Genomic DNA, 25476 nt, shown 5'->3' with positions numbered 1-25476 from the left:
CGGCTGCAGTAAGGCCGGATATAGAGCTGCAACCTACCGTCAATGTCTGAACAACGAAAGCCTTGCAAACGGGATGCGTTCATATAGGTTATATGACAGCATTACATTCTAGAACTAAAAAAACTGTTAGCGTAACTGTGTCACCTGAGTTGTATGAACAGGCAAAACAACTAGGGCTAAATTTTTCTGCTATTTTGACTCAGGCATTAATTGCAGAACTTAAATCTGCGGCGGCTGAGCAGTGGAAACGTGAGAATAGAGAGGGATTGGAAGAACTCAATCGCATCACCCGTGAACATGGTCTACTGTCCGATCAATACAGGACATTCTAAGATGCAGTATACAGTTTACAAAAATACAGGTAATCCTGATTATCCCTACCTGTTGGATGTTCAGAGCGACATTATTGACGTACTGGAAACACGATTAGTTATTCCATTATTCCCAAAATCAAATTTCAACGGGAGAATTCCAACCCGATTATGCCCGACCCTGAACATTGATGGGAACGAATATCTCGTTATGACCCACGAGATGGCTAGCATCAGAGTCTCTGTGTTAGGTGATGAGATGACAAATGTCTCATCCCACAGAAAACCAATTAAAGATGCTATGGATTTCCTCTTTGACGGATTTTGAACAAATGAAACCGGAGGCGGTGCTTTTCCTCCGGTTTTGCAGAATGTTATGGGCTTTTAGTAATTGAACAGTGCCTTCAGTCTCTTGTTAGCTTGTTGTTTATCAAAAGGTTCAGGCTGTTCATCCGGAGACAAACCTGCCCACTCTAATTGCTCTGCTTCATCTTCTGTCAGGATTTTCTTTTTCCTCAATTTGAGCAGATGATTCCAATGCCAGATACCGCCGGAGTCTTCAGCCGGACACATGCCATTACCTGCGGTGACTTCGGGTTGGAAAATATCTTTCGGAAGTATTTTTTCGACGGTTACCTGATGGAACCAACCATCACCAAAGTCATACTGGTAGTTGAGTGTTGCGCCAATATCATTCAGGAATACCCCGATACGTATTTGGTCATTATGTTCTTCCGGAATTTCTATTCCGCCAATATCAAAACTGTACAGGTGGGCATTTTCCCAACCCATGACATCTTGTATTACCTCATGGAGTTCACTGAGTGTCAGTTGATTACTGATACGGATCCGACGCCATACTGCAGGGCTCGCATCAAGTAAGTTCACCTTGATCACTAATCCTTGTGGTGGTAGTTCGGCATGGGTGGGTTCCATCATCATGGAAAAGTACTCAAAACTTATTTCTGATAAAGTATCAAATAGCGAAAATTTCTTCCGGTTCAATGCAGGATCGTAGAGCGTATGAGCCAAATCCAAATAGTCATTTGTTAAACGCTGAGTTTGTGTCGGTAGTTTATATCGTTCAACTGTAGCTGAGTAAGTCAGGCGCTCTGTAAACAGCTCCCGGTTTGCGTAGTAATAGTTTTTCAATAAGTCTCTGGGCTTTTTCGCTGTCAGTAAATATTCTTCTGGAGCCAGCCAACTCATCAGTAACGGCGAAAAATGTTCCATATAGATGGAGCTGAGACGATTCCGTTCTTGTCGTTTAGGATCTTCCTGATAACCGAGTTTTTTGTTCCAGACCTCAAATGCAAACGTTTCTGGTTGTGTCCATTCGAAAGGTAATTGCGATAACCAATGAAGAGAATAGAGATCGATTGGGGTATTTTTATTGAGCTGAACTGAAAGTATCCATGGCAAGATTTGTTGCAGCCAGTCCGGGGAGACGGGGGTGAAGTCAACACTGTCATCCAGTTGTGCCATCAGTTCAGTGAGTGTTTGGTCAGGCGCTAAATTCAATAACGTTTCCCGGATACCAGACTTAAAATCCAACATCATGTTTAGCTGGAGTATCTGACCATCCAGAGTGATTTTCATCATCATGCTGGCGCAATCATTGCCATCAACATGGGAAACGTATAATTCATGTATTACTGGCGTCGTCGGAGCTTTACTGTGCTTCATTGCCAGTTTTTTCCAGCGTTTTAGATAACGCTTAATCGAAGGATGGCGGTTGAATCGGGTACACAGGTTGATTAGCTGTTGGTAGGATAAATGTGCCCATGCGGAGGAGGGACAACTATCCAGCACTTGCGCACTGGCAAGTGCAACCGGCTCTTCAAAATACTGGGTTAACAGCAGCAGAGCATCTATGCCCCATGGATATTGGGTCACTTCTGACAATAAATAGGGTAAGGCTTCGTGAGGTATAACAGAAAAACCATTTTCAAAGCACTCAATGAATTCGATGCCCGATTTAAGATCAAATTGATCAAGTAGCTGGTTTAATTTGAACGGTTGTTGAGGAAAGCTGGTGACATTAGTGTCGTGATCATGTTTTGGTGTTTTCAGCAGCTGAGTAATGTCAGCTTGGATATGAAACTGATGTTTCTTCAATATTGATAAAAATAACAAAATACATTCATTATTGAACTCGACGTTTTCTTTGGTATCAACCAGAATTTGCTCGATAGTTTCTTCAAATTGTTGTTTGGCTTCCGCTGGCAATTTGGTTGCGGTCAGGGCTAGTCCAGCGATAGCAACTTCAGCCCAACTATTGATAGCATCGCCTATATCGTCCATAGCTTCTTCAGGTATCGTTAACGCTATGTTTATCAGTAAAAATACGTTCTCTGGATCAGTAAACCATTGCATTTGTTCCGGGGTTAATTGGCGCTGTTTCTCTGGTTTATGAGAATATTCGTTTATTGCTGAGCATAATTTTTCAGGTGTGAGTTTCATCATAAGTCTCTTCACTTATCGAGTTGCAAATCAAGAAGAGTGTTTATGACTGATGCGACTAAATTCACCCTTCCTCCTTTGTACCCGCCATCTTTCAAGTTGCCGCTTTGTTGAACACATTTTGAAATTTATTGGGTGTAATAACACTGACAGTCTAACCTGAATAACAGTTTAGTCTGGATTGAATATGTAGTATTTGTAAATTTGTATTGAAATTAATCGCAATGCTATTCCACTGACTGGAAAGGTCAGTAAGATGATGGCGTATTATAATAATAACGGGGGGAAGTTAAAAGAATGAGTATTCGTATTGTTCCTAAAGAACCGTTGGGCAAAGAACGAATGAATGAAAGAAGTGCGGGTTTTATTCCACCATTGCTGTTTGCCAACCTGAAAAATCTGTATCAGCGTCGTGTTGAGCGCCTGAAAATGTTGGCGACTGAGGACAACCCATTTTCAAGCTATCTGAATTTTGCTGCTGAAATTGTTCAGGCACAGCAAAAGGCGCTGTATGATAATCCCTTGAGTGTGGAATTGGATGAGATCCTCTCTCACGCCCGACAAGTAACCTGTGTTCCGCTGGATTGCAAAACCCTGAAGCGTACCCGTCACTGGCACAGTGTCCTGCATTCCCTGATTGCGGAATTGCTGCCTGCCGTGCCTGAGCATGTGAAACCCGCCCTCGAAAATCTGGCGAAAAATTCAGAGCAAGAGTTAGAAGGGATGGCAAGTGCATTGCTTAATAGCGAATTCAGTAAAGTCAGTGCCGATCAGTCAGTGTTTGTCTGGGCTGCACTGTCTGTTTATTGGGCGCAAATGGCCAGTTTGATCCCCGGCAAAGCGCGGGCGGAATATGGTGAGCATCGCCAGTTTTGCCCGGTCTGCGGCAGTATGCCTGTTGCCAGTGTCGTTCAGATTGGGACTGGTCAGGGTCTGCGTTATTTGCATTGTCATTTGTGTGAAAGTGAATGGCACGTTGTGCGGATTAAATGCAGCAACTGTGAGCAAACCGGCGATCTGAATTATTGGTCACTGGATAGTGAGCAAGCGGCAGTCAAAGCAGAAAGTTGTGGTGATTGTGGCAGTTACCTGAAAATCCTTTATCAGGAAAAAGATCCGAATGTGGATGCGGTGGCTGATGATCTGGCATCACTGATTCTGGATGCCAAAATGGAAGATGAAGGTTTTGCCCGCAGTAGCCTGAACCCTTTTCTGTTTCCCAATGAATAAGTGATTAAGGGGACTGAGATGACACAGGAAATAAACTCGCTATACCGTCAGTTACCTTCCATCGATAAATTATTGCGGGAATCTGAAATCACTCCGCTGATTGAGCTGCACGGGCAAACGCGAGTAGTGGATATACTGAGGGAAATGCAGGAGCTGGCGAGGGTCAATATTCGGGAACATCAAAACTTGCCGGAATGGAATGGTAACTGGGTTGCTTCATTGCATCAAAGAATCAAACAAGAGAGCATGTCAGCTTTGAGACCAGTATTTAATCTGACTGGCACGGTACTCCATACCAATCTCGGACGGGCTGTGCTGGCGGAGTCAGCGATTGATGCGGTGACACAGGCAATGCGTTCGCCAGTGACATTGGAGTACTCCCTTGATGGTGCTGGTCGGGGGCACCGTGACCGTGCCTTGGCAGATCTCCTGTGCACGCTGACAGGGGCAGAAGATGCCTGTATCGTCAACAACAATGCCGCAGCGGTTTTATTGGTATTAGCAACGATGGCCCGGGGAAAAGAGGTCGTTGTTTCCCGTGGGGAATTGGTGGAGATTGGCGGGGCATTTCGTGTTCCTGATGTGATGGTACAGGCGGGCTGTCGTTTGGTGGAAGTGGGCACCACAAACCGGACGCATCTGAAAGATTACCAACAGGCAATCAATCCAGATACGGGTTTGCTGATGAAGATACATACCAGTAATTACAGCATCGAAGGCTTTACTGCTGAAGTCTCGGGAGAGGAATTGGCGACGCTGGGCGCGGGTTCTCAAATCCAGACAGCCATCGATCTTGGCAGCGGTTCCATGATAGATATGACACAATATGGTTTGCCTGCCGAACCCATGCCCCGGGATTACCTGAATCACGGCATTGATTTGGTGACTTTCTCCGGTGATAAATTACTGGGTGGCCCGCAAGCCGGCATTATTGTCGGCAAGAAACAGTGGATTGATGCTATCCAGCGTCATCCCCTGAAACGTGCATTGCGGGCGGATAAAATGACGCTGGCTGCGCTGGAAGCAACTTTGCGCCTTTACCAGCATCCTGAACAACTCCATCAAAAATTACCGACGCTGCGTCTGTTGTCTCGTACACAAAATGAAATCCATGATATGGTGCAGCAGCTCCTTCCCAAAATTCGGGATCATTACGGTGAAAAGTTTATTGTCCGTGACGAACCTTGTTATTCTCAGATTGGCAGTGGTTCTTTGCCTGTCGATCGCCTTCCCAGTTGGGCGCTGACTTTTGCTGCGATTGATGGGCGCGGCAGTACATTGGAAAATTTAGCCCACCAGTGGCGCAATTTGCACAATCCAGTGATAGGGCGTCTGTACGATGGGCGATTATGGCTGGATTTACGCTGTCTTGAAGATAGCGCCGCATTATTGCAGGCGTTGTTGTTATAACAGTTGTTGTTGTAACAGTTGTTGTTGTAACAGTTGTTGTTATGACATTGATTGTTATAAAAATGAATGCCATAAAAATTGTCGTTATAAAAATCGTTGTTATACAAATGAGCTGAATTACTATGATTTTTGCCACAGCAGGACATGTTGATCACGGTAAAACGACACTGATTCAAGCAATCACAGGAGTTGATACAACTCATTTACCGGAAGAAAAAAAGCGCGGCATGACTATCGATCTTGGTTATGCCTATTGGCCACAGTCGGATGGTTCTTCGCTGGGATTTGTCGATGTACCAGGCCATGAGAAATTTCTGTCCAATATGTTGGCGGGGATCGGGGGCATTGAACATGTCCTGCTGGTTGTCGCCTGCGATGATGGTGTGATGGCGCAGACACGCGAGCATCTGGCGATTTTACGTTTAATCGGACGGCCTGAAATTACGGTTGTACTGACCAAAGCGGATGGTGTTGAACCTGCCCGGATTGAGGAAGTCCGGCAACAAGCTGCACAGTTACTGGTATCACAAGGGTGGCAATCCGTTCCTTTGTTTGTAACAGCCACCACCACAGGGGAAGGTATTGCACCACTCAGGGACTATTTACTTTCTGTCCATCAATCACAATCCGCCCACCAACACCATTATTCTCGTCAAAATTCGTATCATGAAAAATTAAACCAGCGCTTTCGCTTGGCTATCGATCGCGTTTTTACCGTTAAAGGTGCGGGGGTAGTGGTGACAGGAACCGCGTTGGCGGGGAGTATCTGTGTCGGTGATACCTTGTGGCTCACCGGTAGTGAGCAAACTGTTAGAGTACGTGGTCTGCATGCCCAGAACCGGCCAGCCGGGCATGCGCAAGCCGGGCAACGTATCGCATTGAATATTGTCGGAGATATCAGTAAAGAACAGGTTTCCCGTGGCGATTGGCTATTATCACAACAGCCCATGTCTGCGGCTGTCAAAGTGTTAGTGGAGATTGAAACTGATGCGCCGCTGCAAAATTGGCAGTCCCTTCATATTCATCATGCTGCAAGCCATATCACGGGACGAATTTCATTACTGAATTCCCTGACAGATACGCCAGTATTGGCTGAACTGGTGTTAGATCACCCTTTATGGCTGGTGGAAAATGATCGCCTGATATTACGTGATATCAGTGCCAGAAAGACACTGGCGGGAGCGCGGGTCATTAATTTGAATTCTCCGCGCAGGGGAAAACGTCAGCCCGAGTTTCTTGATTGGTTATCCCAATTGGCGAGAGCGAATACTCATGCGGAAAATCTCGCTTCTCATTTACCACGCGGAGCGTTATCTCTCAGCCACTTTGCATGGGCGCGTCAGTTAACAGAAAGCCAGCTCAACCACTTGTTGATAAAGATGGATGCCATCATTGCTGGGGACTGGGTTCTGTCAAAGCATAATGCAGTGCTGGCAGAACAACGGATATTGCAGATTCTGGCGGAATATCACGAGAAACATCCTGATCAACTTGGAGTGGGTAAAGCCCGATTGAAAAGAATGGCATTACCTGCACTGGATGAAACGCTGGTTTATACTCTGTTCAATCGATTACTTGAACGGAAAGCACTGAAGCAAACTTATGGAAGTTTGCATTTACCTGAGCATGGATTGGCATTTACTGCTGAGCAGGTGAGCCTTTGGTTAAAAGCGGAACCCTATTTCAGGGCCGAAGCGTGGTGGGTTCGCGACTTGGCTACGCAGATGGGGGAAGATAAAGATGTCGTGCGCCATCTTTTGCGAACAGCGGCGCAATTGGGGATTATTATCGCGATCGTGCCAGATCGTTATTATCACCGTCAGCGCATTCAGCAATTTGCTGATTTGATCCGTCAATATTATCAGGATAACGGAGGCATAACGGCTATGAATTTCCGCGATGAATTTAATATCGGTCGAAAATTAGCGGTCCAAATACTAGAATTCTTTAACCGCACCGGCTTTACCCGCAGAAAGTCTGATTTACATGTTTTACGGGATGAAGGCATGTTTTAGCCGTGGTTTTTTAATGCCGTACCGATTGAACTCCTTTGAGTCAGAGGTGTCTTCATTGAGCGAATATACAGAATTTTATTTTCTGCATATTTGATAGCCTATGTTACTTTTTTTGGGTGAAGTCAAACTGAACTCATATATGGAATTCAATCAAGTATGAAGAAAAAAATAATCTCGGGGGTTTATCTTGGATTGCTGTTGATTGCCTCCTTGATATTATTGTTTGAAAAAGGTAGTGATATTTACCCTGCCCTTGTGTCCGTTGGCGTATTCGGCGTTATCTTTGGTCTGGCTTTTTTCGTGTCAGCGCGCTGGCTATTTTCGGTTGTGTTGACTGGAACCCTATTTATCATCCTCAAATTCCTTAACCAGATAAAAGTTCATTACTACAAAGAGCAGCTGATGTTTTCTGATTGGAATGTCATTCTGGACCCTTCCAATCAGGAAACCTTACGCCATTATTGGCTGGCAGGTATTGCGGTAGCGGCGATGGTTGTCTGGTTAATATTCAACATAATATTGAGCTGGAAAGCGGTTCCTCCCACACAGGGGATCAAATGGCGGCTTATCAGTATTATTCTGGTGGCGGCCAGTGTCTGGGGGATCAATCTGACGGTCAGAGCCTACCATGCTCAATGGCAGGAGGAATTACCAAAGGGACGGGGAACAGTGACCAATATGGTGATGTCAGCGATGGATGCACAATACCAACCACCACAATTTGGTACATCTGCTGACTATTTCTTACAACAGGCGAAGAAAGTGACGTTGCCGGAACCACAGTCAGATGTGAAACCCGATGTGGTTTTGTTATTGCAGGAGTCCACCGTCAATCCCTACCTTTATCAGTTACCTGCTAATGTTAAGTTGCCAGATCTTTATATGTTCCAACATGATGAGAATGTCAGTGCCCAAAGTCCGCTCAGGGTACAAACCTTTGGTGGCGGGACGTGGCTATCTGAATTCTCTGTTTTGACCGGATTGAATACAGATGATTTCGGCGTTCGTAAAAACGCGGTGTTTTATTTTGTTGTCGATCATCTGAAAAACAGCTTGTTCCGTGCGATGAAAGACAATGGTTATTACACGGTTGTGCTGACTCCATTTAATAAATCGGCCTATCATGCAGGGCATGCCTACAAAACATTGGGCGTTGACCGGATTATCCAGCCACAGGAACTGGGCTATCCGGCAAGCATTGATGAAAATCTGTGGACAATTTCGACACAGGATATGTTGTCTTACGTGAAAACTATTTTGGCGAAGGAAACAGACAAGCCGATCTTTATTTTCTCGCTGACCATGTACGAGCATGGCCCTTATGAAGAGAGCCACTTTGATGACTATGGTTTGACTGACAAAGTTGATAGTTCAAATGCGGTAGGTAAGTTCAGCCATTATATGGAAAAAATCACGGTTTCTGATCCTGCCATCAAGGATTTCAGTGAATTTGTTGCCAAGCGCGATAAACCAACTGTTTTCCTCTATTTTGGTGATCATCAACCGAACATACATTTTGATCACTACAATTCTCCGTTATCTGATCCTGCACATATCACTCAATTTACTATGCGGGATAATCTGAAAGACGGAACTCCAATTACAACGGGCAATCTGACCGATATCTCTTTCCTTGGCGGGATGATTCTGGAACGAGCGCGCTTATTCACACCTGAATTTTATCAGGCGAATATGATCATGCGGCATTTGTGTGATGGTGAATTGGATGATTGTCAGGATAAAGCTCTGACAGAGAGCTACAAGCATTATATTTACCAACAGCTGGGAGTGGCAGGTAAGACGTAACGCGCCGCCATATTCTCTATTATCCCTTCTGTCAGACAATAATTGCTGACAGAAGAGCATAATTTTAATTTATAGATAAATCTTAATTTCCCATGCAATATCGCTCCATTCCGGTGTTGCGCTTAATATGCGAATCCAAGAAGATTTATCTTGTTTAATTTAGTCTAAGATTTTTCACAACTCAACCTGTGTTCAGTGCAATAATTATGATAATGACTGAGGAAAACCGCTGGAGGGATCTTTTTTCCAGCAAAAATACATCGAGTGCAATAGTACTTTCACTGAGTGTGGGATTGATGGCGATCAATACCTTAATTGCGATTACTATTTTACCTTCCATTGTGAAGGAGATAGGCGGGTTAAATCTCTATGCCTGGAATACGACATTGTTTGTCATGGCATCAATTATTGGTTTCAGCCTTTTTGTGAGATTACTCAGTGTGTCAGGCGCAAGAAATGCTTATCTCTGATTAGCGACGGATAATTTCATCAAAAATTCCGCCTGTAGCAAAATGTTCCTTCTGCGCTTTACCCCAGCCACCAAAAACTTCATCAATCGTAAAAAGTTTCAGTTCAGGAAAAACAGCACGGTATTTTTCAGCGATGGCCTTATCGCGAGGACGATAATAGTTTCTGACTGCAATTTCCTGTCCGGTCGGGGAATAAAGATATTTCAGATATTCCGTTGCCAATTCACGTGTTCCCCGTTTATCAACCACTTTGTCGACAACAGCAACAGTAGGCTCTGCCAGAATAGAAATGCTTGGTGTAACAATTTCAAATTTACCTTTTCCCAAGGTATTGTTCGCCATTAGCGCTTCGTTTTCCCACGCAATCAGCACATCACCAATTCCGCGCTCCACAAAGGTATTTGTCGCACCACGAGCACCAGAATCCAGCACTTCAACATTTTTATAAAGTGTTTTTATAAACTCTTTGGCTTTATCTTGATTCTGATTGTTATGCTCTAACCCATATCCCCAGGCTGCCAAATAATTCCAACGTGCGCCACCGGAGGTTTTGGGATTCGGTGTAACGACAGAGACATCAGGACGAATTAAATCAGACCAATCTTTTATCTGCTTGGGATTTCCTTTTCTTACTAAAAAAACGATGGTTGATGTATAAGGTGCTGAATTATCTGGCAGGAGTTTAAGCCAATTTTTATCAATGCGCCCACTCTTTGCAATGGCGTTTACATCATATGCCAGTGCTAAAGTCACCACATCCGCCTGAAGGCCATTGATAACCGAAGTTGCTTGTTTACCTGAGCCACCATGTGATTGGCGGATCTTTACATTATTTCCGGTTTTTTGATGCCAGTATTTGCTGAATGCTTCATCATACTGCTGGTATAATTCACGGGTCGGATCATAGGATACATTCAAAAGTTGAACCTCTTTCGCCCATGCATTGCTTGTCACAATTGCCAAAGTCAGTAAAAATACCGCCGATGCGCAATATCTTCTTATATTTAACTTTATAACCCATGCGTTCATGATCACGGTGACATGCTCCCCTAAGCTGTTATCATTTTTCACCATAAAAACTGACAGAAAGCGTTATGACACTGAAATAATTTAAAATTTCTGCTTATGCGTAAGAAGAATATGCACGATTTATTTTAACATGCAGCGTAGCCAACAATGCTGCATCTTGAAAGGCGATAGGGGATGATAGGGGGATATGAGAAATAAGACAGCCATATTATGTGGCTGTCTCAGAAGATGAATTTTGCAGATTAATAAGAACGCTGATGAAAGGATTAATAGAGTTTTTTCGCTGTATCCAGCCAGTCTTTCTTGAAGATACGCTGCATATTCTGAACCGCGTCAATGATATCGTGATGAACAAGTTTCTCGTTCTGAATACCAACACACCGGCCTCCGTGCCCTTCCAACAGTAACTGGACAGAGTAAGCTCCCATGCGGGAAGCAAGAATACGGTCATAAGCTACCGGAGCACCACCACGCTGGATATGCCCCAATACCGTTGCCCGGGTTTCATGGCGGGTTTCTGCTTCAATATATTTCGCCAACTCTGCAATATCACAAACATGCTCAGTAATGGCAACAATCGCATGACGCTTTCCTTTTTGAATCCCAACCTTAATTTCAGCCAGCAGTTCTTCTCGATCGAATGGTGTTTCACCTTCAGGTAGCACAATAAACTCACATCCACCCGCAATTGCCGCTGATAAGGTCAAATCACCGCAATAACGTCCCATAACCTCAACAATCGAGATACGTTTGTGGGAAGTAGAGGTATCACGCAGGCGGTCGATTGCTTCAACTACCGTTTCCAGCGCCGTGAAATAACCAATGGTGTAATCCGTGCCTGCGACATCATTATCAATCGTTCCCGGTAAACCGATGCAAGGGAAGCCCGCTTCAGTCAGTTTTTTCGCGCCTAAATAAGAACCATCACCCCCAATTACCACCAGCGCATCAATATCATTTTTACGCATATTTTCAATGGCAATTTCTCGAACTTTATCATCCCTGAATTCAGGAAAACGGGCTGAACCCAAAAATGTGCCACCACGATTAATCATGTCAGAAACACTAAAGCGGTCGAGCTTCTTCATGCGGTTTTCATACAACCCCAGATAGCCATCATAAATGCCGTAAACTTCTAACCCTTCGGTTAAAGCGGCACGAACAACACCACGAATAGCGGCGTTCATGCCAGGGGCATCCCCGCCACTCGTTAAGACTCCGATTCTTTTAATCTTGTTGATCATGATGACCTCTGACTGGTAGATATATTATTTGCGAAACCTGATTGTCACTTCAGGGCCTGATTGACGGGTTCGGAGATTATGCCCACCTGATATGCCAGGATAATTTTGGATAATCTCGATAATCTCTTGCCGCTCTTCATCCGGCAAAGCGCGATCAAGCAAAGACTGTACAGCATCATACCCCATTCTTAACGCACTATAGAGGATATAGCTCCCAATCCCCAAAGCAAATAGTGCATCTGCACGTTTAAATCCATACAGGCTTAAAAGCAGCGCGCCCAAAATTGCCCCATTCATCAATAGATCGGATTTATAATGCAACATATCCGCGCGAATGGACTGACTTGGAATGTCACCAAACATAACGTTGTAATCAGGGCAATGACGATCACCCAGATACCTATTCAATTCTTTTATTGATTAAAAAATTACGCCTGAAATTTCGTGAGGTAAAACTCAAAAACCTCCTGAACTTATACCGTGTTATAACATCGAATTTTTATTCGTGCCTGTATGATGAAAATGGGACAAAATACCAGCCAGAAATCCACTTTCCATTCTGGTAAGGCTATGTTTAAAGAAACCATTAAAAATCACTTATCCTGGAGTACATTTTGTGTCGGTGGTTACATCGCACTGGTCTATGTAACCGGTATTACGCGCTATAAGAACCTATTTTTTGCCCTGATAGCATTAACCGCGCTCTACTTTCTTATTAAAAATCCCAAAGAATGCGTTGCTGCACTGAAGAATAATATTGTGTTAGCTTTGGGATTATTAATCTTGACTTATCTCTATTCGATAGTTATTTCTCCTGATCCCAGGCTCAGCTTCAATGAGCTCAAAACACCTTTTTTCAGAGATGTCGTTCTCTCCAGTGTTCTGATTACGTTAGCATTAAGCCATACGGATAAACTTAAAATCCAGAAAATGATTATTGGCTCATTTTTGCTTGGATTGTTATTTATCACGCTAAAAGAAATGTACCTGTTTTATCAGGATTATCAGAATAATATCATGCCCTTCACGACCTATAACCACCGTAATATATCAGATGGCATAGTATTCTTCTTCCCCGCACTTGTCGCTCTTTGGTATTTTCAAAACCAGAAAAATTATGTTCGTTTTGCGCTGACTGCTCTGCTTATTGTATCTGTATTTTTTGTATTACTTGGGACGCTTTCCAGAGGTGCCTGGCTTGCAGTTTTTGTCATGTTTTTCATGATGATTGTTATAAACAAAAATTGGAAAACCTTAATTATCAGCATTGTTATTATTGGCTCTGCTATATTTATCATCAAATCTGACTATTTCATGAAAGGTTCTGTTTTGACTTATAAGTTGGAACAAACAGATAGCAGCCATCGCTATAGCAATGGGACACAAGGATCTGCCCTAACTTTAATTTTAGACAATCCAATCAAAGGCCATGGTGCGGGTAACAAAATCTATGACCAAATTTATAACGATAACGTTCAAAATTATCCTGATTGGACCTTTAAAACATCAATTGGTCCCCACAATATTTTCCTCACTGTTTGGTTTGCGGCTGGAATATTCGGGTTAATTGCCTTTTTATTTTTAATTTTCTCGTATCTGAAACAATCTATTCAAGAATGGATAACAACTAATAACGGCAATAATCAGGCCGCATTAATCTTATTTATCTCTTTCATTGGATATTTTATTGTCAGAGGGAATTTTGAAAGTATTCATTTGAATATCTTAGGCATCTATATTGGCTTACTGGCTGCGTTGTGTCAGCAAAGATGGCGTGAAAGAAAACAGAAAACAGAAAACAGAAAACAGAAAACAGAAAACTGAAGCATAAGTTAACTACTTTGAGGGCTATTCAACACTTTTGGATAGCCCATTAAACCTAATGATGGTTAAAATCACTCAGCCAGAGCTTCTGACAGAGACATACTGACATTAGTCCAATCATATTGGTTTATTACTGTTTCTCTGGCATTCTCAGTGACAACGTTTAAATTATACTCAACAAGATAGACAAAAAAAGTGACTATTGTCCCCAATATCAATAGAAATAAATAACAGGAACGCCAGCTAAATCGGTGAGTAATCAGACCACCAATCTAAAAGTGTACATATCAACCCAGTAAATTGGCAGAAAACCAGTTAATCGAACTGTAACACATAATCGATAATGCTATTTCAGGCAATCACGTAGAATCAATACAAAAAATCACCAATTCATACAGTATCAATCCGCATTATATTTATTCTCATCCATTGTGTAGAGAGGTTAATCGTAATGGCAAACTGGGTTACAGGAAAAGTTACCGACATAACCAATTGGACAGATTCACTCTTCAGTCTCAAGATTCATGCACCGATTGAAAAATTTACCGCCGGACAATTTGCGAAACTTGCATTAGAAATTGAAGGAGAGCGGATTCAGCGTGCATACTCTTACGTCAATTCGCCCAATGATAACAATTTGGAATTTTATTTAGTCACTGTTCCCGAAGGAAAACTCAGCCCCCGATTGGCGACATTAAAAACCGGTGATGAACTGCTGGTCACGGAACAAGCCGCTGGCTTTTTCGTGCTTGATGAAATTCCTGATTGCCAGACACTTTGGATGCTTTCAACCGGCACCGCCATTGGGCCTTATCTTTCCATCCTTCAACAAGAAAGTGGTCTGGAGCGATTTGAAAATATCGCATTGGTTCATGCTGTCAGATGGGGAAAAGATCTGAGTTATTTACCGATGATGCAAGAATTAGAAGCAGCATTTCAGGGCAAATTAAGAATACAGACCATCGTCAGTCGAGAAAACCGACCGGATTCACTGATGGGCAGAATTCCAGTATTAATTGAGAGTAACGAATTAGAAACGGCGGTTGGATTGCCAATGCAAGCAGAAAACAGCCATGTCATGCTGTGCGGGAATCCCCAAATGGTCAGAGATACCCAACAATTATTGAAGGAACAGCGCAATATGACAAAACATTTGCGCCGTAGACCGGGGCATATCACTAGCGAGCAATACTGGTAATCACCATATTGATAACCAAAACACCCGAAATTAACTGATCAGTTTTTTTGAGTCGGCTCATTGGCAGAAATATGATCAACTGTTTCTGCCATCTCACCGAAACGATTAGCGCCCTCAGTTCCCCGGAAGACACCACAATCAAGCATTATCATAACGAAAATCAGTGTTGGAACAAAACGACCAATTCCCCATTGCCATATCGGTGCCATTGCGCTCCAATCAAGAGACAACAATATCCAAGCCAGTGCGAACAACAATATCCAGCCGCCGTGTTTATCCCTGTCATGCAAGCGCTTCAAGAAAATCGCCGCAATCGGATACAACAGCAAGACAACACTAATCGCCGCATAATTCATGGAGAGCACATGCATTCCATGCAGTGTCAGAAGTATAAAAATCAAAGCGAAACAGATACTGATACCAATCCAAAACTCCCGTCGCCCAATTCGACCTTTGAATGAGAATCCCCATTGTTGTAATGTCATGTATTCTTTTCCAATTGTGGATGCTGTTTTTCCAGTATTTAAACTCAGTGAATAGCAAAATGAAAACAGGCATGAATAAACTTCTGGTGACAATATTAATCGCTTTTGGTATCGGTTTACCATTATCAGCCGTTGCGGATGAGTTTTCTATCACACCAGAAACAAACTCATCGTTGATATATCTACTACCTGGCTCTCCGACTTTTGAAGATACCATCCCTGTTTTTCGCGAAAAATATAACAAGAAAAACCCTAAAATCCACCTATACGAATATAAAGTCGTTGCAAGCAAGGATATTTCCCAGCCTTTTATCCGTGCCGCCAGCAGAATCAATGACAAAATATATTCTTCGGCAATACTGGAACGAGGTAGCGAAAAGATCAAAAGCCTGCAAATTACGCTACTATCATCACCAAATGCACCCAAAAATGAGCAAAACTTTATACTGGCAAAACAGTATATGACCGCGCTTATCAACGAGTTTGAACCGACATTCTCCCCTGACCAGTCTAAAGGCCAATTGGAAAAACTTTTGCAGGCTGCGGAGAAACATCCAGCTTTCAGTCAGAAAATGGGAGCTATACGCTATGTCATCGTAAACAGCAACGAAAATATAATGACCTTCGCAATTGAACCGATTAAGCTATCGCTATCTGAAGTTTCCTCAAATGAAAATTAGTGGCACAGCGCAGAGCTATTCGCGTTGATGATCTTTATAATGTTCATCCATTTCGCAATTTGATTATTTTCTGGTTGGAGGGAAAAATATGCGACATCCATTAGTTATGGGTAACTGGAAATTAAATGGCAGTACTCACATGGTTAACGACCTGATTGCAGGTCTGCGTAAAGAACTGAGCAACGTTGACGGCTGTGGCGTCGCTATTGCACCACCAACAGTTTATGTTTCTCTGGCAAAGAATGCGTTGGCAGGCAGCCGCATCATCCTCGGTGCACAAAATGTTGACGTTAACCTTTCTGGCGCATTCACTGGCGAAACTTCCGCAGAAATGCTGAAAGACGTTGGCGCGCAATATATCATTATCGGTCACTCTGAGCGCCGTACTTATCACAAAGAAAGCGATGAGTTCATTGCAAAAAAATTCGCGATTCTTAAAGAACAAGGCCTGATCCCAGTTCTGTGCATAGGCGAAACCGAACAGGAAAATGAAGACGGTCTGACCGAAGCCGTTTGCGCGCGCCAAATTGATGCTGTCCTGCATACTCTGGGCGCAGAAGCATTCAAAGATACCGTTATTGCCTACGAACCGGTCTGGGCAATCGGCACTGGTAAATCTGCAACTCCTGTTCAGGCACAGGCTGTTCATAAATTCATTCGTGAGCACATCGCGAAGCAAGATACAGCTATCGCTGAACAAGTCATCATTCAATACGGCGGTTCTGTCAACGCCAGCAATGCTGCAGAATTGTTCACTCAGCCGGATATCGACGGCGCGCTGGTCGGTGGCGCATCATTGAAAGCCGATGCTTTCGCAGTCATCGTGAAAGCCGCAGCAGAAGCGAAAAAAGTCTAATTGTTTCTCGCCAAAATGAATTAACCGCCACGAACTCCAATTCGTGGCGGTTTTTCTATTGAATTGTCCACTGGCTCCCGTAAATGCTGCGCTAACTGGTTAACGGTCTTCTCACCCGTAGCAGCTTCTACCGTTAAATTTTCCAGCGTATTGTCGTTATCACGGATCTTGATACCATTGCGGTAGAGAAAGGTCATAGTAACGAAAAACGCTGTACGCTTATTGCCGTCATTAAAGATGTGGCCACGAGCAATTGCCACCCAATAAGTGGCGGCCAGTTCAAAAACATCCGTAACGCCTTCATAGTGCGCGCGGTTTTGCACCCGATAGATGAGTGCTTCCGCTCTGCCAGGATCCGACATACCAGCAACGCCGGGAAGCTGCTGTAATATACGGTCATGGAAAGCAATAACTTCCTGTGCGCTGACCCATATCATCGATTTGTCAGTGCCTCGATCGTATGCCCATGACGCTGCATAATCACATCAAACTCCGCATCCAGCTTAGCGTTTTGGTATGCATCGAATTCAGCTTTGCTGATAACTACCGCTGAACTACCGTCTCTGCGAGTGATTTCAACTGGTTCGCCGCGGGTAGCTGCATCCAGTACTTCTGAGATATTGGCACGGGCTTGTGTTGAGGTGTATGTACGCATAATATGCCTCCAAATATGTACAGATTAATTGTACATTTCTTGGGGGATTATTCAATTTAATCAACAACACAGATCTCGGTATGGATCACCTTTAACTATGACCTTTTTATGCTCTATATGAACGCAATCGCTCGCTAAGCTATACAGATATCACCTTGCGGAGCTGGTGGTTTATTTGGATCACGTTCTGCGCCTGACAATTCTGGCCAGAAAATGTTGATGCTAATTCTTAGATTGCTACAACTTCAATACATGATTACTTGGATCTTGTATCAACTTACTGTGACGTATCGAGTGTGAGAAACTTAAGGTTAAAACGTATATGTCAGGGTGTTTCTAGCGAGGAAGTATTTGGCGCTCGAAGTATTCGGCTGCTGGATCTATTCATTGAGTAGGCGGTGTTAAGCCTTGTTGTTACTGGGTTAGTGATATTCAATATTTTCTAGGGGTACACCCTTTGGTACACGCTAAATCGGGGTGCTCAATGATTTATCATGTAGTAAGGCATAATTTATGGCTATAAGGGTTTATACAGGAATTCCGTAGTAATGGCAGATAGCATTAGTAAGTAGAGCAGGGGCGGCAGTACCAGCGATTTTAAGACTTCCTGAATAAGCTTTGCCAATCATGTTACCGATCCATCCCCCAATTTTGTCACCAAAATTGTCTGATGAGATTGGGATGGGTGAATTTTGAACGATTTCTTTCAATTCAGAGATATCATTATCCTCAACACCATAATCTTTTAGTTGGCGTTCAAGAGAGTTAAAATCACCTGCTGTGATTGTATTTTGTTGATGAATGTCGCCTGTATTGCCAGCACCTATAGTGCCAGCATTATTGACATTTCCATGAAAATTATTCGTATTGTTGACCGTCATTCCTATAGCCTCATTTTTTTCTTCAGAAGAAAATAGCAATCCTTCACCTAGGATATTTTTACTCTCAAGTAGCAACGCCCAATCTAAAATTCTTGATTTAATATTAGAAAACACGTTAATGATCTGAGCTGGATTAATGCACCAAGCCACACGGAAATCAAGACCACTTGTTTTTTGCAACAAGGTAGCCATAAAGGGTGGTAAATCACTATGTAATATTGTGTCACTTTTAGAAAATTCAGTTAGCATTGATACGGGATTATTAATGTGAACAGTGGTCAGCATTTCATATAATTCAGCATTTGAATTTTCAAGATTACCAAGTTGAGTAGGAATCCATCCAATGTATGGATTGAATGCCTTAATTGGAGCGTGTTTTAAAATTCTATAACTCGGAAGAACGTCAATCGATGGATACCCGTTTAACTCATGCTCTATCCACTCAGAAATATCCTTTAGACCAAGTTTGACTGATATCATTTTTGCTCTTGATAATAACTCTCCAATATCAGTTGAGCTTGAACTAGCCATATCCTGCAACTTAAGAACAGGTGAGTTATTCATTGATTATCCTCATTATGTCGTCAAGCTTCTATTCTATCCATTAGCCCACCAATTGTAAGCATGGTATTGCTTGCATTTATCACAAATCTAATACCGTCCACAGAGTAAAATAATTATCCATCAAGAGGCAGCGTTAACTGTGACCTTTTTGCATACTCATAAAACGCAATCAACTGCACGCTAAACTACACAGATATCACTTTGCAGAATTTGGTGGTTCATTTGGATCACGTCCTTACATCAATTCCTGCACCCCACAATCCCTACGAAATAAAAGTAAACCAGACGTAAAACGCACTACACCGCACCCGCCTGCACGTTTTGGATCAAAAAGTTTTTTCAGTTTTAAAATTCTACAAACCAAATCGCCAGACTGCGCCAGTACTGGTTGTGTGAAAAAAATCACAAACTGAAATGAGTGAAAAGAATTTCAGTAAATTTCAGTTTCTTATTCAGTTGCATTCTGGTGGTATGATTGTATTTATTTGAAATTAAATGATTTTTCTATTTTACGTGAGATTTTTACTTGGTAGGAAACCCAACATAAAAACTGAGAAGCCAGTCTTTATGCGGGGTAGGAGGAAGTGTGAACTGAAATTGTGTGAAAAATTTATTGTCACTGTTCACGTTCTGCGTCTGACAATTCTAGCCAGAAAATGTTGATGCTAATTCTTAGATTACTACAACTTCAATACATGATTACGTGGATCTTGTACCAACTTACTAGGACGTATCGAATGTGAAAAACTTAGGGTTAAAACGTATGTATGGCCACATTCAATATCATTACAGCAACAATAAAGTTCCGGTATGTTATTCAATCCTTCCGTTTTGATTTTTTTGATGGTTGCCTGTCCGTCACATTCTGGGCAATAAACTTTTAATACTTTCATTATCTATAACCCTCACATCAATTGCCTGCCAGAATAAAGCCAGTTAAATAGCTACCTTTCCATTTTCAGTGGTAACACTGGTAACACTGGTAACAGCGTTGATTTAAAAGAGATTAATGTGTTACCACTCCAAAAAACGAACTGGTAACAAGTGGCAACAGCCTATTTTTGTTACCAGTTGTTGCCACTCCCAAAAATTGACTGGTAACAGTGGTAAGCCTTGGTATGACTGGTTGTTACCAGTGTTACCACTGTTACACATTAAATATAAGACAGTCAGTTTTATCCTGATTATTCGGCAGAACCTAAGACGTCACTATTAAATAAGTAAACCCGTTTAAGCCCTATTTCTGGTAGGCGTATACTCGTTTGTATCCTGCCGTCCTTGCCTGCTTCTAACCAACCCTTTTCAACACACAAACGGGCTACTTTGCGCGAATCAAAGCCCTTGCATATCTCTTTCCATGCGGAGGATAAAACATAAAATTGGACTGTTGGATCTTGATTTGCAGTGCCTTTTTCAACGCGACGAAAGCCCATCATATTGAGAGGACGACTATTCTCATCGTACCAATCCGCAAAGCGGCTGAATTGGTTACGTGAAATAAAATCGGTCACTTGCTCCAATGCCGTAATATCTTCCTGATTCGCGGTGTGTCCCCGCTCTTTCATCCATGCCGCTAAACATTTTTCAGCCGCTGCATACGCTTCCCCTTGTTGCCAGCCTGTAATTCCTGCTCGTGTTGCGATTTCCCCCGCCATAGCAACAAGGGCAAAACGGGTAATTGCGCGACCAACCTGATTACCTGCATTCTCTGGCATCATGTTTGCGGTATATTCTTTCAATAAGGCTTTAGCCGTTCCTGAGATAGATGTCAGATCATGAGTGAGGTATTTCAGCCAGTCGCGGAACGGTGAGCCATGATATTTGGTCACGGCCTGTTCAAGGTACTCAGCCAGTGATTTACCGCTGGCAAACTGGTGCAATTCTTCAAACACACCGTGTTTACCTGAATCACTCGGAATTTGGATCATACGGACTTCCACACCAGCATAAGTGCGTTCACCTGCATTTGCCGCATGTTCAACTAAAGAGAGTTCCCCTGTTGATAAGAAAAGTAAATTCCAGCGGTTGGTTTCTCTGACACTTCCGTCTGTTTTCGCTCTGGCCTTACCCTGACCATTTGCCAGCATATAGGCAATATTACCCGCCTCACGCCCGTCAACTTCTCTGATTTCGTCCAGCATCAACGTTGCATCATTGCGGCGGCAGGCTGTACCTTCAAGTGCATTGCCGGTTGCCCGCCATGTATACCAGTAATCTGTGCCACCACAGACAGACGCAGCCACTTTCATTGTGGTTGTCTTACCATCCGTGGATTCACCTTTTAAATGATAGCCACCGCCACCTACACCAACTAATTTCAGTAATGATGAGGCAAAGGCTAAACTAACGGAAAAGGCGAGTCTTGCGTTTCCTGTGCAATATTTGCCTATGTGTTCTCTCCATTCTTCACTTGAGCCTGATACTCTAAAGTCTTTCCCTTGGACACTGGACGTTTGAAGAATAACGGAATCCGCACCTGTGCCGACAACTTCATCCTGCAAAACATACACATTACCGTGCCATCCGGTTTTATTTACACAAGTGACCTTTCTCTCTGGACGGCATAGCGAAATGTATTCCATCAAGTGCGCTCGCGCCTGTCCTGAAATATTGATATAGGATAGTCCGTTGACCAAAAGCACCCGGCGTAATTCCTCACCGCTTCCGCTTAACATTTCCATCGGCATAGCCCACTTACGGCAATTACCGTAAGTATCTTCCCATTCTAATAAACGTCCGTAATTACTGCTGTCAGCATCACAGGTAATTGCAGTCACTTTTATCGGGCTACTAATTTTGATGTTCCTGACTTCGGTATCACCATCCGATTTATTGACAAGCTTGTCATACCATAAATATTCTTGGGTCAGACGAAAGCCTTGAGGCAAGTAGGCTTTATCTTTTCCGCAGTAGATCATTTCTTCAAAGAAAGCTTCTTTTACCTTGCCTGCATTGTTTTCTTGTCGATAATCATCCCAATCAGCCTTATAGTGAGTAGGTGGCAGAGTTACCCAACCATCGACCGCCTTAGCCGCTTTTTCTGCCCATAACTTGCCCGTGTTTTCCTTGCCATCAATAAAATCGTTATCACCGGCAATAATAATTTTTGCCTGTGGCCATCGTTCTCTCAACTGTTGTGCGACTTTAACCAGATTAGTGGCAGCAACCGCCGCCACAATGAAAGCATCAATCACTTTTGACAGGCTTAACCCTGTGGCAAAACCTTCTGTAATCACCACCTGTTCAATGTTTTTATCCGTCTTATCAGCGACGACAATAAATGAACCTGAAAGCACAGAACCGGATAACAGGCTCTTTTCCCCTTTAGGGCTGATTAATTGCCCGCCTTTAATTGAAACTTGGTTATCAACTAATGGCAATAACAGTGAGCCAATCGGAAAAATAATGTTGCTTTGTGTGTATTGTTGTTGAGTAATTAAATAATTATGATGGGTTAAGCCTTTATTTGAGAGATATTGGCTTTCGCCTGAAAGACATAAGGCTTTCAGTTTTTCAAATAGCTCGATACCTTTTTGTGCGCTAGCCTTTTTTATTCTGGTTGGCGTTATTTTTTTAAACTCAGGTAAGAGGAGTATTTTATTGATTTCGAAACACGTCGTTTTAATATCTTGACCTGTCACCAGTTTAATTAAATCGAGTCCGTCACCGCTGCCACAGTGATTACAAAACCACGTTCCTTTACCGTTTTTATCATCAAATCGAAAGCGATCTTTGCCACCACATTTAGGGCAAGCTCCATGCTTGTTATTTTCGGGTACAGATACCCCTAAATTGCTTAAAATATAATACCAACGCCCGTTGGCTGCCTTAACGATATCCGTCACGGAAGGTATGCTTGTTGGTATCGTTGAAGCGTCTGGATAGTTTTGATTATTCATTATTTAATATCCCTGTTCATTAGGCTGCTTTCCTCAATAATGAGTTCAACTTGTTCTGATAAACACTCCATGACGACTGCCATGCCTTCGCTTGAAATAGGCTTCCCTTCGCTGTTATTTAATAATTCGGCGAGAAATGCCGTCATCTGCGCCACTCTTAATAGCTGCTTTTCGCCTGTAGCAGAAATGACGGCATTTTTATGGATTGTATTTGTCATGATCAATTCTCTCTCTTTGGCTGCACAGGTAAACGCCCTGCAAACAAGAGAACAAAATCATGAACCAGCAGTATTCTTGCGTTGTGTTCATTGGCCGCGGTAGCCTCTATACGGCAGGGTTTAGCGGTAATATCAGAATGTTTTACGCACAGGAATAGAAATTTAAATTGAGTTTGGGTAGGGACTGCCATCATAAAGATGATCTCCTTTACTTTATAAAAGTGATCACCGCCAGAGTTTCCACGCTCAATAGGGGCGGTGACGTTATCAGAGGTGGAAATACTGGTAGTAAAGGACACCAGCCACCCTTTCGGGTGCTCCGACAACGCCACCATTGAATTCAGATAGGCGTAAGCCGCCATTAGGTAGGCATTATTTACGACACAAAAAAAGACGCATGTGGCGTCTACTGTCGCCTTTACTATTCTCAGGTTTCCACGCCTGACGTTAGATTTTGCTAACGTATTTCCAATATAGCCCAACCGTTCAGACGGATGCAACCTTTTTATTTTCATGATTAAAATCGACTTAAACTGCGAAATTGATAGGGAATGGGAAAATAGCCCAGCCTAAACCGGGTAAAAGCGTTAACCTGCGGAGATTGCGGTAAACCAACGATTTTTCGTATTCTTGAGTCCATCCGAAAGGTTAAATACGGCCGGTGAACTAATCGAAAACTTACTTTTCTTTCGGGAAAAGTGAGAACGGTTAATACTGAATTTTAATCTGTCGGTTCCAACACTCGCAGGGCTGTCTGTAACAGCAAGACCCCCCAAATAAAAAATACCCTTTCCTTGGAAATCTTCTTCAACCTCGATAGAGCAAAATAATTTTTGTCCCTGCCTGTTATATTCCATGAGCTTTAGATTCGGTCTTAATCGCAGGTAGAGCCGTGCTTTTCCATCAATAACATCGGTTCGGGCTGCGAGGACTTCCCCTAAATTATTGAGATCGCGGTTATGCTCTTCCCAGATTAATGCGGTGTAATAGTTGGGATCGTAGGTTTCTGCAATTTCATACAGCCATTGTGCTTCGATAGTACGTCTATCAATGGTTTGTCCCTCAGTCGCAACACAAATCCAAGTCGTCATTAAATGTGATTCATTCATAGGGAAAATATCCCTTCTTCAATGTGGATCGCATTTTCATCAACGGCCGCATAAAGGTTTCCATCCCCTAAGCCATAACCCTCATTACGCAAATAACTGTGCTCATACACCTGTCTTTCATCGACAAATTCCGCGCGGAAACGCCGGGTATTTTTTTGCGTATAGATATGCAAATTATCCAATGTCGTCACAACCAATCGACGACCTGGCATAAACGGCGGAATAAGAGCAAAGCGTCCCGCAATGGTACTTAATGCCATTTGGCTGGCTTGAATATCTGCCGCCTTATCCGAAGCACTAAATAATTTTTCTCGATAGAGTGCCGCCAGTTCTGAACCGACCAAGACCACTAAGCGAGGATCTTCGCGGAACTCTTCAGGGATTTTTTTGATGATAAGATAATTTGCGATAGCATCTAAATTAGGGAAATCCCCATTTTTGCCTAAGGCAATTTTATCGGTGAGCACTTGTGAGCCCTGATTAAATTCTTTTGCGATTGCGTGCCAGCCCCGATTCACATCCTGCCCGCGTTTATAGACCTCGGGTTGAGTCGGATAGGCACAGAATTCACCATTAAAGCCGATTCTAACCATGTCTAACGAAACCGTTTTAGAAAACAAGTCAGACATCACTTTAGTGAAGTGTTCATCATCCCCACTGCCACTGTTGGCAATGAGTGACATTTGTTCATAAGAAATTGCCGCGCAGGTATCCGTTTCTTCTAAAGCATAAGGTGCGCCTTCCATGTTGATACGTTTATGGAATCGGCCGTCAATGACCCTTCCCGTATGGAGGGTATTATCCCCTAAATTAACCGTATCGCCGTTTTCTTGGCTCACATCCGCTAGCGTCAATTTATTTAAAAACCAACTTGAATCTGAAATAGCAACGCGTAATAAATTTTCAGAGGGCGGAGAAATAGCAAAAATATTACTATTGCTAGAGGTGTATTCAGCCCCGCGGGTAAAATTGGCATGAAAAGTTCTGGCCACATCAGGAATGGCGGTAATATATAGCAGAATCATAATACTGTGTCATAATACCTAAATCCCAATGACAAGGTAGAATTGAGATGGGTTACAGTCTAGATTTTCGAAGAAGAGTACTGGCATACAAAGACAAGCATGCA

General features: G+C 42.9%; 23 protein-coding genes and 2 pseudogenes. 11 read left to right on the top strand and 14 right to left on the bottom strand.

The annotated features are described in order from the left end of the window. Positions 1-92 precede the first annotated feature (92 nt). Positions 93-332 carry a type II toxin-antitoxin system CcdA family antitoxin gene (locus BM329_RS12405; protein WP_092553648.1) on the top strand — a complete coding sequence of 80 codons (240 nt, stop codon included), beginning with the start codon at positions 93-95 and terminating at the stop codon, positions 330-332. 1 nt (position 333) lies between these two features. Then, positions 334-639, top strand: a complete 306-nt coding sequence (locus BM329_RS12400; protein ID WP_092553645.1) for a CcdB family protein — start codon at positions 334-336, stop codon at positions 637-639. Positions 640-695: 56 nt separating this feature from the next. On the opposite strand, the gene BM329_RS12395 is transcribed toward BM329_RS12400, so the two are convergent. After that, entirely contained in the window at positions 696-2777 is a 2082-nt protein-coding gene (locus tag BM329_RS12395; protein WP_245759081.1) for a plasmid pRiA4b ORF-3 family protein, read from the bottom strand. Between the two features lie 294 nt (positions 2778-3071). On the opposite strand from BM329_RS12395, the gene fdhE reads away from it, so the two are divergent. From fdhE to BM329_RS12370, 5 genes and pseudogenes are all read left to right on the top strand, one after another. Continuing rightward, the gene (gene fdhE, locus BM329_RS12390; protein ID WP_092553639.1) at positions 3072-4004 is read left to right on the top strand and encodes a formate dehydrogenase accessory protein FdhE; all 933 of its coding nucleotides are present in this window, start codon (positions 3072-3074) and stop codon (positions 4002-4004) included. 18 nt (positions 4005-4022) lie between these two features. Beyond that, entirely contained in the window at positions 4023-5414 is a 1392-nt protein-coding gene (selA, locus tag BM329_RS12385; RefSeq protein ID WP_092553636.1) for an L-seryl-tRNA(Sec) selenium transferase, read from the top strand. A gap of 122 nt (positions 5415-5536) precedes the next feature. Continuing rightward, positions 5537-7429 (top strand): selenocysteine-specific translation elongation factor, encoded by a 1893-nt coding sequence (selB, locus tag BM329_RS12380; RefSeq protein ID WP_092553633.1) that lies wholly within the window; start codon positions 5537-5539, stop codon positions 7427-7429. 156 nt (positions 7430-7585) lie between these two features. Next, the gene (locus BM329_RS12375; protein WP_092553630.1) at positions 7586-9235 is read left to right on the top strand and encodes an LTA synthase family protein; all 1650 of its coding nucleotides are present in this window, start codon (positions 7586-7588) and stop codon (positions 9233-9235) included. A gap of 206 nt (positions 9236-9441) precedes the next feature. Then, positions 9442-9702: pseudogene (locus BM329_RS12370) on the top strand (MFS transporter); the annotation flags it as partial. Between the two features lie 3 nt (positions 9703-9705). Here the strand turns inward: BM329_RS12370 and BM329_RS12365 are convergent. The 3 genes and pseudogenes from BM329_RS12365 to BM329_RS12355 all read right to left on the bottom strand — a co-directional run. After that, positions 9706-10779 (bottom strand): sulfate ABC transporter substrate-binding protein, encoded by a 1074-nt coding sequence (locus BM329_RS12365; RefSeq protein ID WP_092553627.1) that lies wholly within the window; start codon positions 10777-10779, stop codon positions 9706-9708. A gap of 221 nt (positions 10780-11000) precedes the next feature. Beyond that, entirely contained in the window at positions 11001-11978 is a 978-nt protein-coding gene (gene pfkA, locus BM329_RS12360) for a 6-phosphofructokinase (protein WP_092553624.1), read from the bottom strand. A gap of 51 nt (positions 11979-12029) precedes the next feature. Continuing rightward, positions 12030-12382: pseudogene (locus BM329_RS12355) on the bottom strand (cation efflux transmembrane domain-containing protein); the annotation flags it as partial. 109 nt (positions 12383-12491) lie between these two features. Here BM329_RS12355 and rfaL point away from each other — a divergent pair. Both rfaL and fpr read left to right on the top strand, forming a co-directional pair. Beyond that, positions 12492-13802 (top strand): O-antigen ligase RfaL, encoded by a 1311-nt coding sequence (rfaL, locus tag BM329_RS12350; protein ID WP_092553621.1) that lies wholly within the window; start codon positions 12492-12494, stop codon positions 13800-13802. Between the two features lie 451 nt (positions 13803-14253). After that, a complete protein-coding gene (gene fpr, locus BM329_RS12345; protein ID WP_092553618.1) occupies positions 14254-15000 on the top strand; it encodes a ferredoxin--NADP(+) reductase in 747 nt (248 codons plus the stop codon). A gap of 38 nt (positions 15001-15038) precedes the next feature. Here the strand turns inward: fpr and BM329_RS12340 are convergent, their stop codons facing one another. Continuing rightward, positions 15039-15485: a DUF805 domain-containing protein gene (locus BM329_RS12340; RefSeq protein ID WP_092553615.1), complete on the bottom strand. Its 447-nt coding sequence runs from the start codon at positions 15483-15485 to the stop codon at positions 15039-15041. Positions 15486-15556: 71 nt separating this feature from the next. Between BM329_RS12340 and BM329_RS12335 the strand changes: the two genes are divergently transcribed. Beyond that, positions 15557-16165 (top strand): DUF1454 family protein, encoded by a 609-nt coding sequence (locus BM329_RS12335; protein WP_245759080.1) that lies wholly within the window; start codon positions 15557-15559, stop codon positions 16163-16165. An 88-nt stretch (positions 16166-16253) separates the two neighbouring features. Next, complete coding sequence (gene tpiA, locus BM329_RS12330) at positions 16254-17021, top strand: triose-phosphate isomerase (protein WP_092553609.1); 768 nt, start codon at positions 16254-16256, stop codon at positions 17019-17021. 20 nt (positions 17022-17041) lie between these two features. Here tpiA and BM329_RS12325 read toward each other — a convergent pair whose 3' ends face one another. The 9 genes from BM329_RS12325 to BM329_RS12280 form a co-directional block, all read right to left on the bottom strand. Further along, complete coding sequence (locus tag BM329_RS12325) at positions 17042-17458, bottom strand: type II toxin-antitoxin system death-on-curing family toxin (RefSeq protein WP_092553606.1); 417 nt, start codon at positions 17456-17458, stop codon at positions 17042-17044. Next, positions 17455-17676, bottom strand: a complete 222-nt coding sequence (locus tag BM329_RS12320) for a type II toxin-antitoxin system Phd/YefM family antitoxin (RefSeq protein ID WP_092553603.1) — start codon at positions 17674-17676, stop codon at positions 17455-17457. Before BM329_RS12320 ends, BM329_RS12325 begins: the two co-directional genes overlap by 4 nt. A gap of 527 nt (positions 17677-18203) precedes the next feature. Then, positions 18204-19121 (bottom strand): AbiTii domain-containing protein, encoded by a 918-nt coding sequence (locus tag BM329_RS12315; protein WP_092553600.1) that lies wholly within the window; start codon positions 19119-19121, stop codon positions 18204-18206. 680 nt (positions 19122-19801) lie between these two features. After that, a complete protein-coding gene (locus BM329_RS15350) occupies positions 19802-20014 on the bottom strand; it encodes an ogr/Delta-like zinc finger family protein (protein ID WP_092553597.1) in 213 nt (70 codons plus the stop codon). Between the two features lie 291 nt (positions 20015-20305). Further along, positions 20306-23020 (bottom strand): DUF927 domain-containing protein, encoded by a 2715-nt coding sequence (locus tag BM329_RS12300; RefSeq protein WP_092553594.1) that lies wholly within the window; start codon positions 23018-23020, stop codon positions 20306-20308. Then, the gene (locus tag BM329_RS12295) at positions 23020-23238 is read right to left on the bottom strand and encodes a hypothetical protein (protein ID WP_012990611.1); all 219 of its coding nucleotides are present in this window, start codon (positions 23236-23238) and stop codon (positions 23020-23022) included. The genes BM329_RS12300 and BM329_RS12295 overlap by 1 nt, the downstream gene beginning before the upstream one ends. 2 nt (positions 23239-23240) lie before the next feature. After that, a complete protein-coding gene (locus BM329_RS12290) occupies positions 23241-23753 on the bottom strand; it encodes a host cell division inhibitor Icd-like protein (RefSeq protein ID WP_092553591.1) in 513 nt (170 codons plus the stop codon). 72 nt (positions 23754-23825) lie between these two features. Continuing rightward, positions 23826-24347 (bottom strand): GPO family capsid scaffolding protein, encoded by a 522-nt coding sequence (locus tag BM329_RS12285; RefSeq protein ID WP_092553588.1) that lies wholly within the window; start codon positions 24345-24347, stop codon positions 23826-23828. Continuing rightward, positions 24344-25372 carry a P2 family phage major capsid protein gene (locus BM329_RS12280; RefSeq protein WP_092553585.1) on the bottom strand — a complete coding sequence of 343 codons (1029 nt, stop codon included), beginning with the start codon at positions 25370-25372 and terminating at the stop codon, positions 24344-24346. Before BM329_RS12280 ends, BM329_RS12285 begins: the two co-directional genes overlap by 4 nt. Positions 25373-25476 lie beyond the last annotated feature (104 nt).

Source organism: Xenorhabdus koppenhoeferi (genome assembly GCF_900116635.1).
GTDB classification, from domain to species: domain Bacteria; phylum Pseudomonadota; class Gammaproteobacteria; order Enterobacterales; family Enterobacteriaceae; genus Xenorhabdus; species Xenorhabdus koppenhoeferi.
Note: the sequence above shows the minus strand (reverse complement) of the source record. Positions and strands in the feature narration are given on the sequence as shown.

Coding starts and splice junctions, on each gene's coding strand:
- BM329_RS12405 (WP_092553648.1), top strand. CDS start 93: ATGACAGCATTACATTCTAGAACTAAAAAAACTGTTAGCGTAACTGTG.
- BM329_RS12400 (WP_092553645.1), top strand. CDS start 334: ATGCAGTATACAGTTTACAAAAATACAGGTAATCCTGATTATCCCTAC.
- BM329_RS12395 (WP_245759081.1), bottom strand. CDS start 2,777: ATGATGAAACTCACACCTGAAAAATTATGCTCAGCAATAAACGAATAT.
- fdhE (WP_092553639.1), top strand. CDS start 3,072: ATGAGTATTCGTATTGTTCCTAAAGAACCGTTGGGCAAAGAACGAATG.
- selA (WP_092553636.1), top strand. CDS start 4,023: ATGACACAGGAAATAAACTCGCTATACCGTCAGTTACCTTCCATCGAT.
- selB (WP_092553633.1), top strand. CDS start 5,537: ATGATTTTTGCCACAGCAGGACATGTTGATCACGGTAAAACGACACTG.
- BM329_RS12375 (WP_092553630.1), top strand. CDS start 7,586: ATGAAGAAAAAAATAATCTCGGGGGTTTATCTTGGATTGCTGTTGATT.
- BM329_RS12365 (WP_092553627.1), bottom strand. CDS start 10,779: ATGGTGAAAAATGATAACAGCTTAGGGGAGCATGTCACCGTGATCATG.
- pfkA (WP_092553624.1), bottom strand. CDS start 11,978: ATGATCAACAAGATTAAAAGAATCGGAGTCTTAACGAGTGGCGGGGAT.
- rfaL (WP_092553621.1), top strand. CDS start 12,492: ATGATGAAAATGGGACAAAATACCAGCCAGAAATCCACTTTCCATTCT.
- fpr (WP_092553618.1), top strand. CDS start 14,254: ATGGCAAACTGGGTTACAGGAAAAGTTACCGACATAACCAATTGGACA.
- BM329_RS12340 (WP_092553615.1), bottom strand. CDS start 15,485: ATGACATTACAACAATGGGGATTCTCATTCAAAGGTCGAATTGGGCGA.
- BM329_RS12335 (WP_245759080.1), top strand. CDS start 15,557: ATGAATAAACTTCTGGTGACAATATTAATCGCTTTTGGTATCGGTTTA.
- tpiA (WP_092553609.1), top strand. CDS start 16,254: ATGCGACATCCATTAGTTATGGGTAACTGGAAATTAAATGGCAGTACT.
- BM329_RS12325 (WP_092553606.1), bottom strand. CDS start 17,458: ATGATATGGGTCAGCGCACAGGAAGTTATTGCTTTCCATGACCGTATA.
- BM329_RS12320 (WP_092553603.1), bottom strand. CDS start 17,676: ATGCGTACATACACCTCAACACAAGCCCGTGCCAATATCTCAGAAGTA.
- BM329_RS12315 (WP_092553600.1), bottom strand. CDS start 19,121: ATGAATAACTCACCTGTTCTTAAGTTGCAGGATATGGCTAGTTCAAGC.
- BM329_RS15350 (WP_092553597.1), bottom strand. CDS start 20,014: ATGAAAGTATTAAAAGTTTATTGCCCAGAATGTGACGGACAGGCAACC.
- BM329_RS12300 (WP_092553594.1), bottom strand. CDS start 23,020: ATGAATAATCAAAACTATCCAGACGCTTCAACGATACCAACAAGCATA.
- BM329_RS12295 (WP_012990611.1), bottom strand. CDS start 23,238: ATGACAAATACAATCCATAAAAATGCCGTCATTTCTGCTACAGGCGAA.
- BM329_RS12290 (WP_092553591.1), bottom strand. CDS start 23,753: ATGAAAATAAAAAGGTTGCATCCGTCTGAACGGTTGGGCTATATTGGA.
- BM329_RS12285 (WP_092553588.1), bottom strand. CDS start 24,347: ATGAATGAATCACATTTAATGACGACTTGGATTTGTGTTGCGACTGAG.
- BM329_RS12280 (WP_092553585.1), bottom strand. CDS start 25,372: ATGATTCTGCTATATATTACCGCCATTCCTGATGTGGCCAGAACTTTT.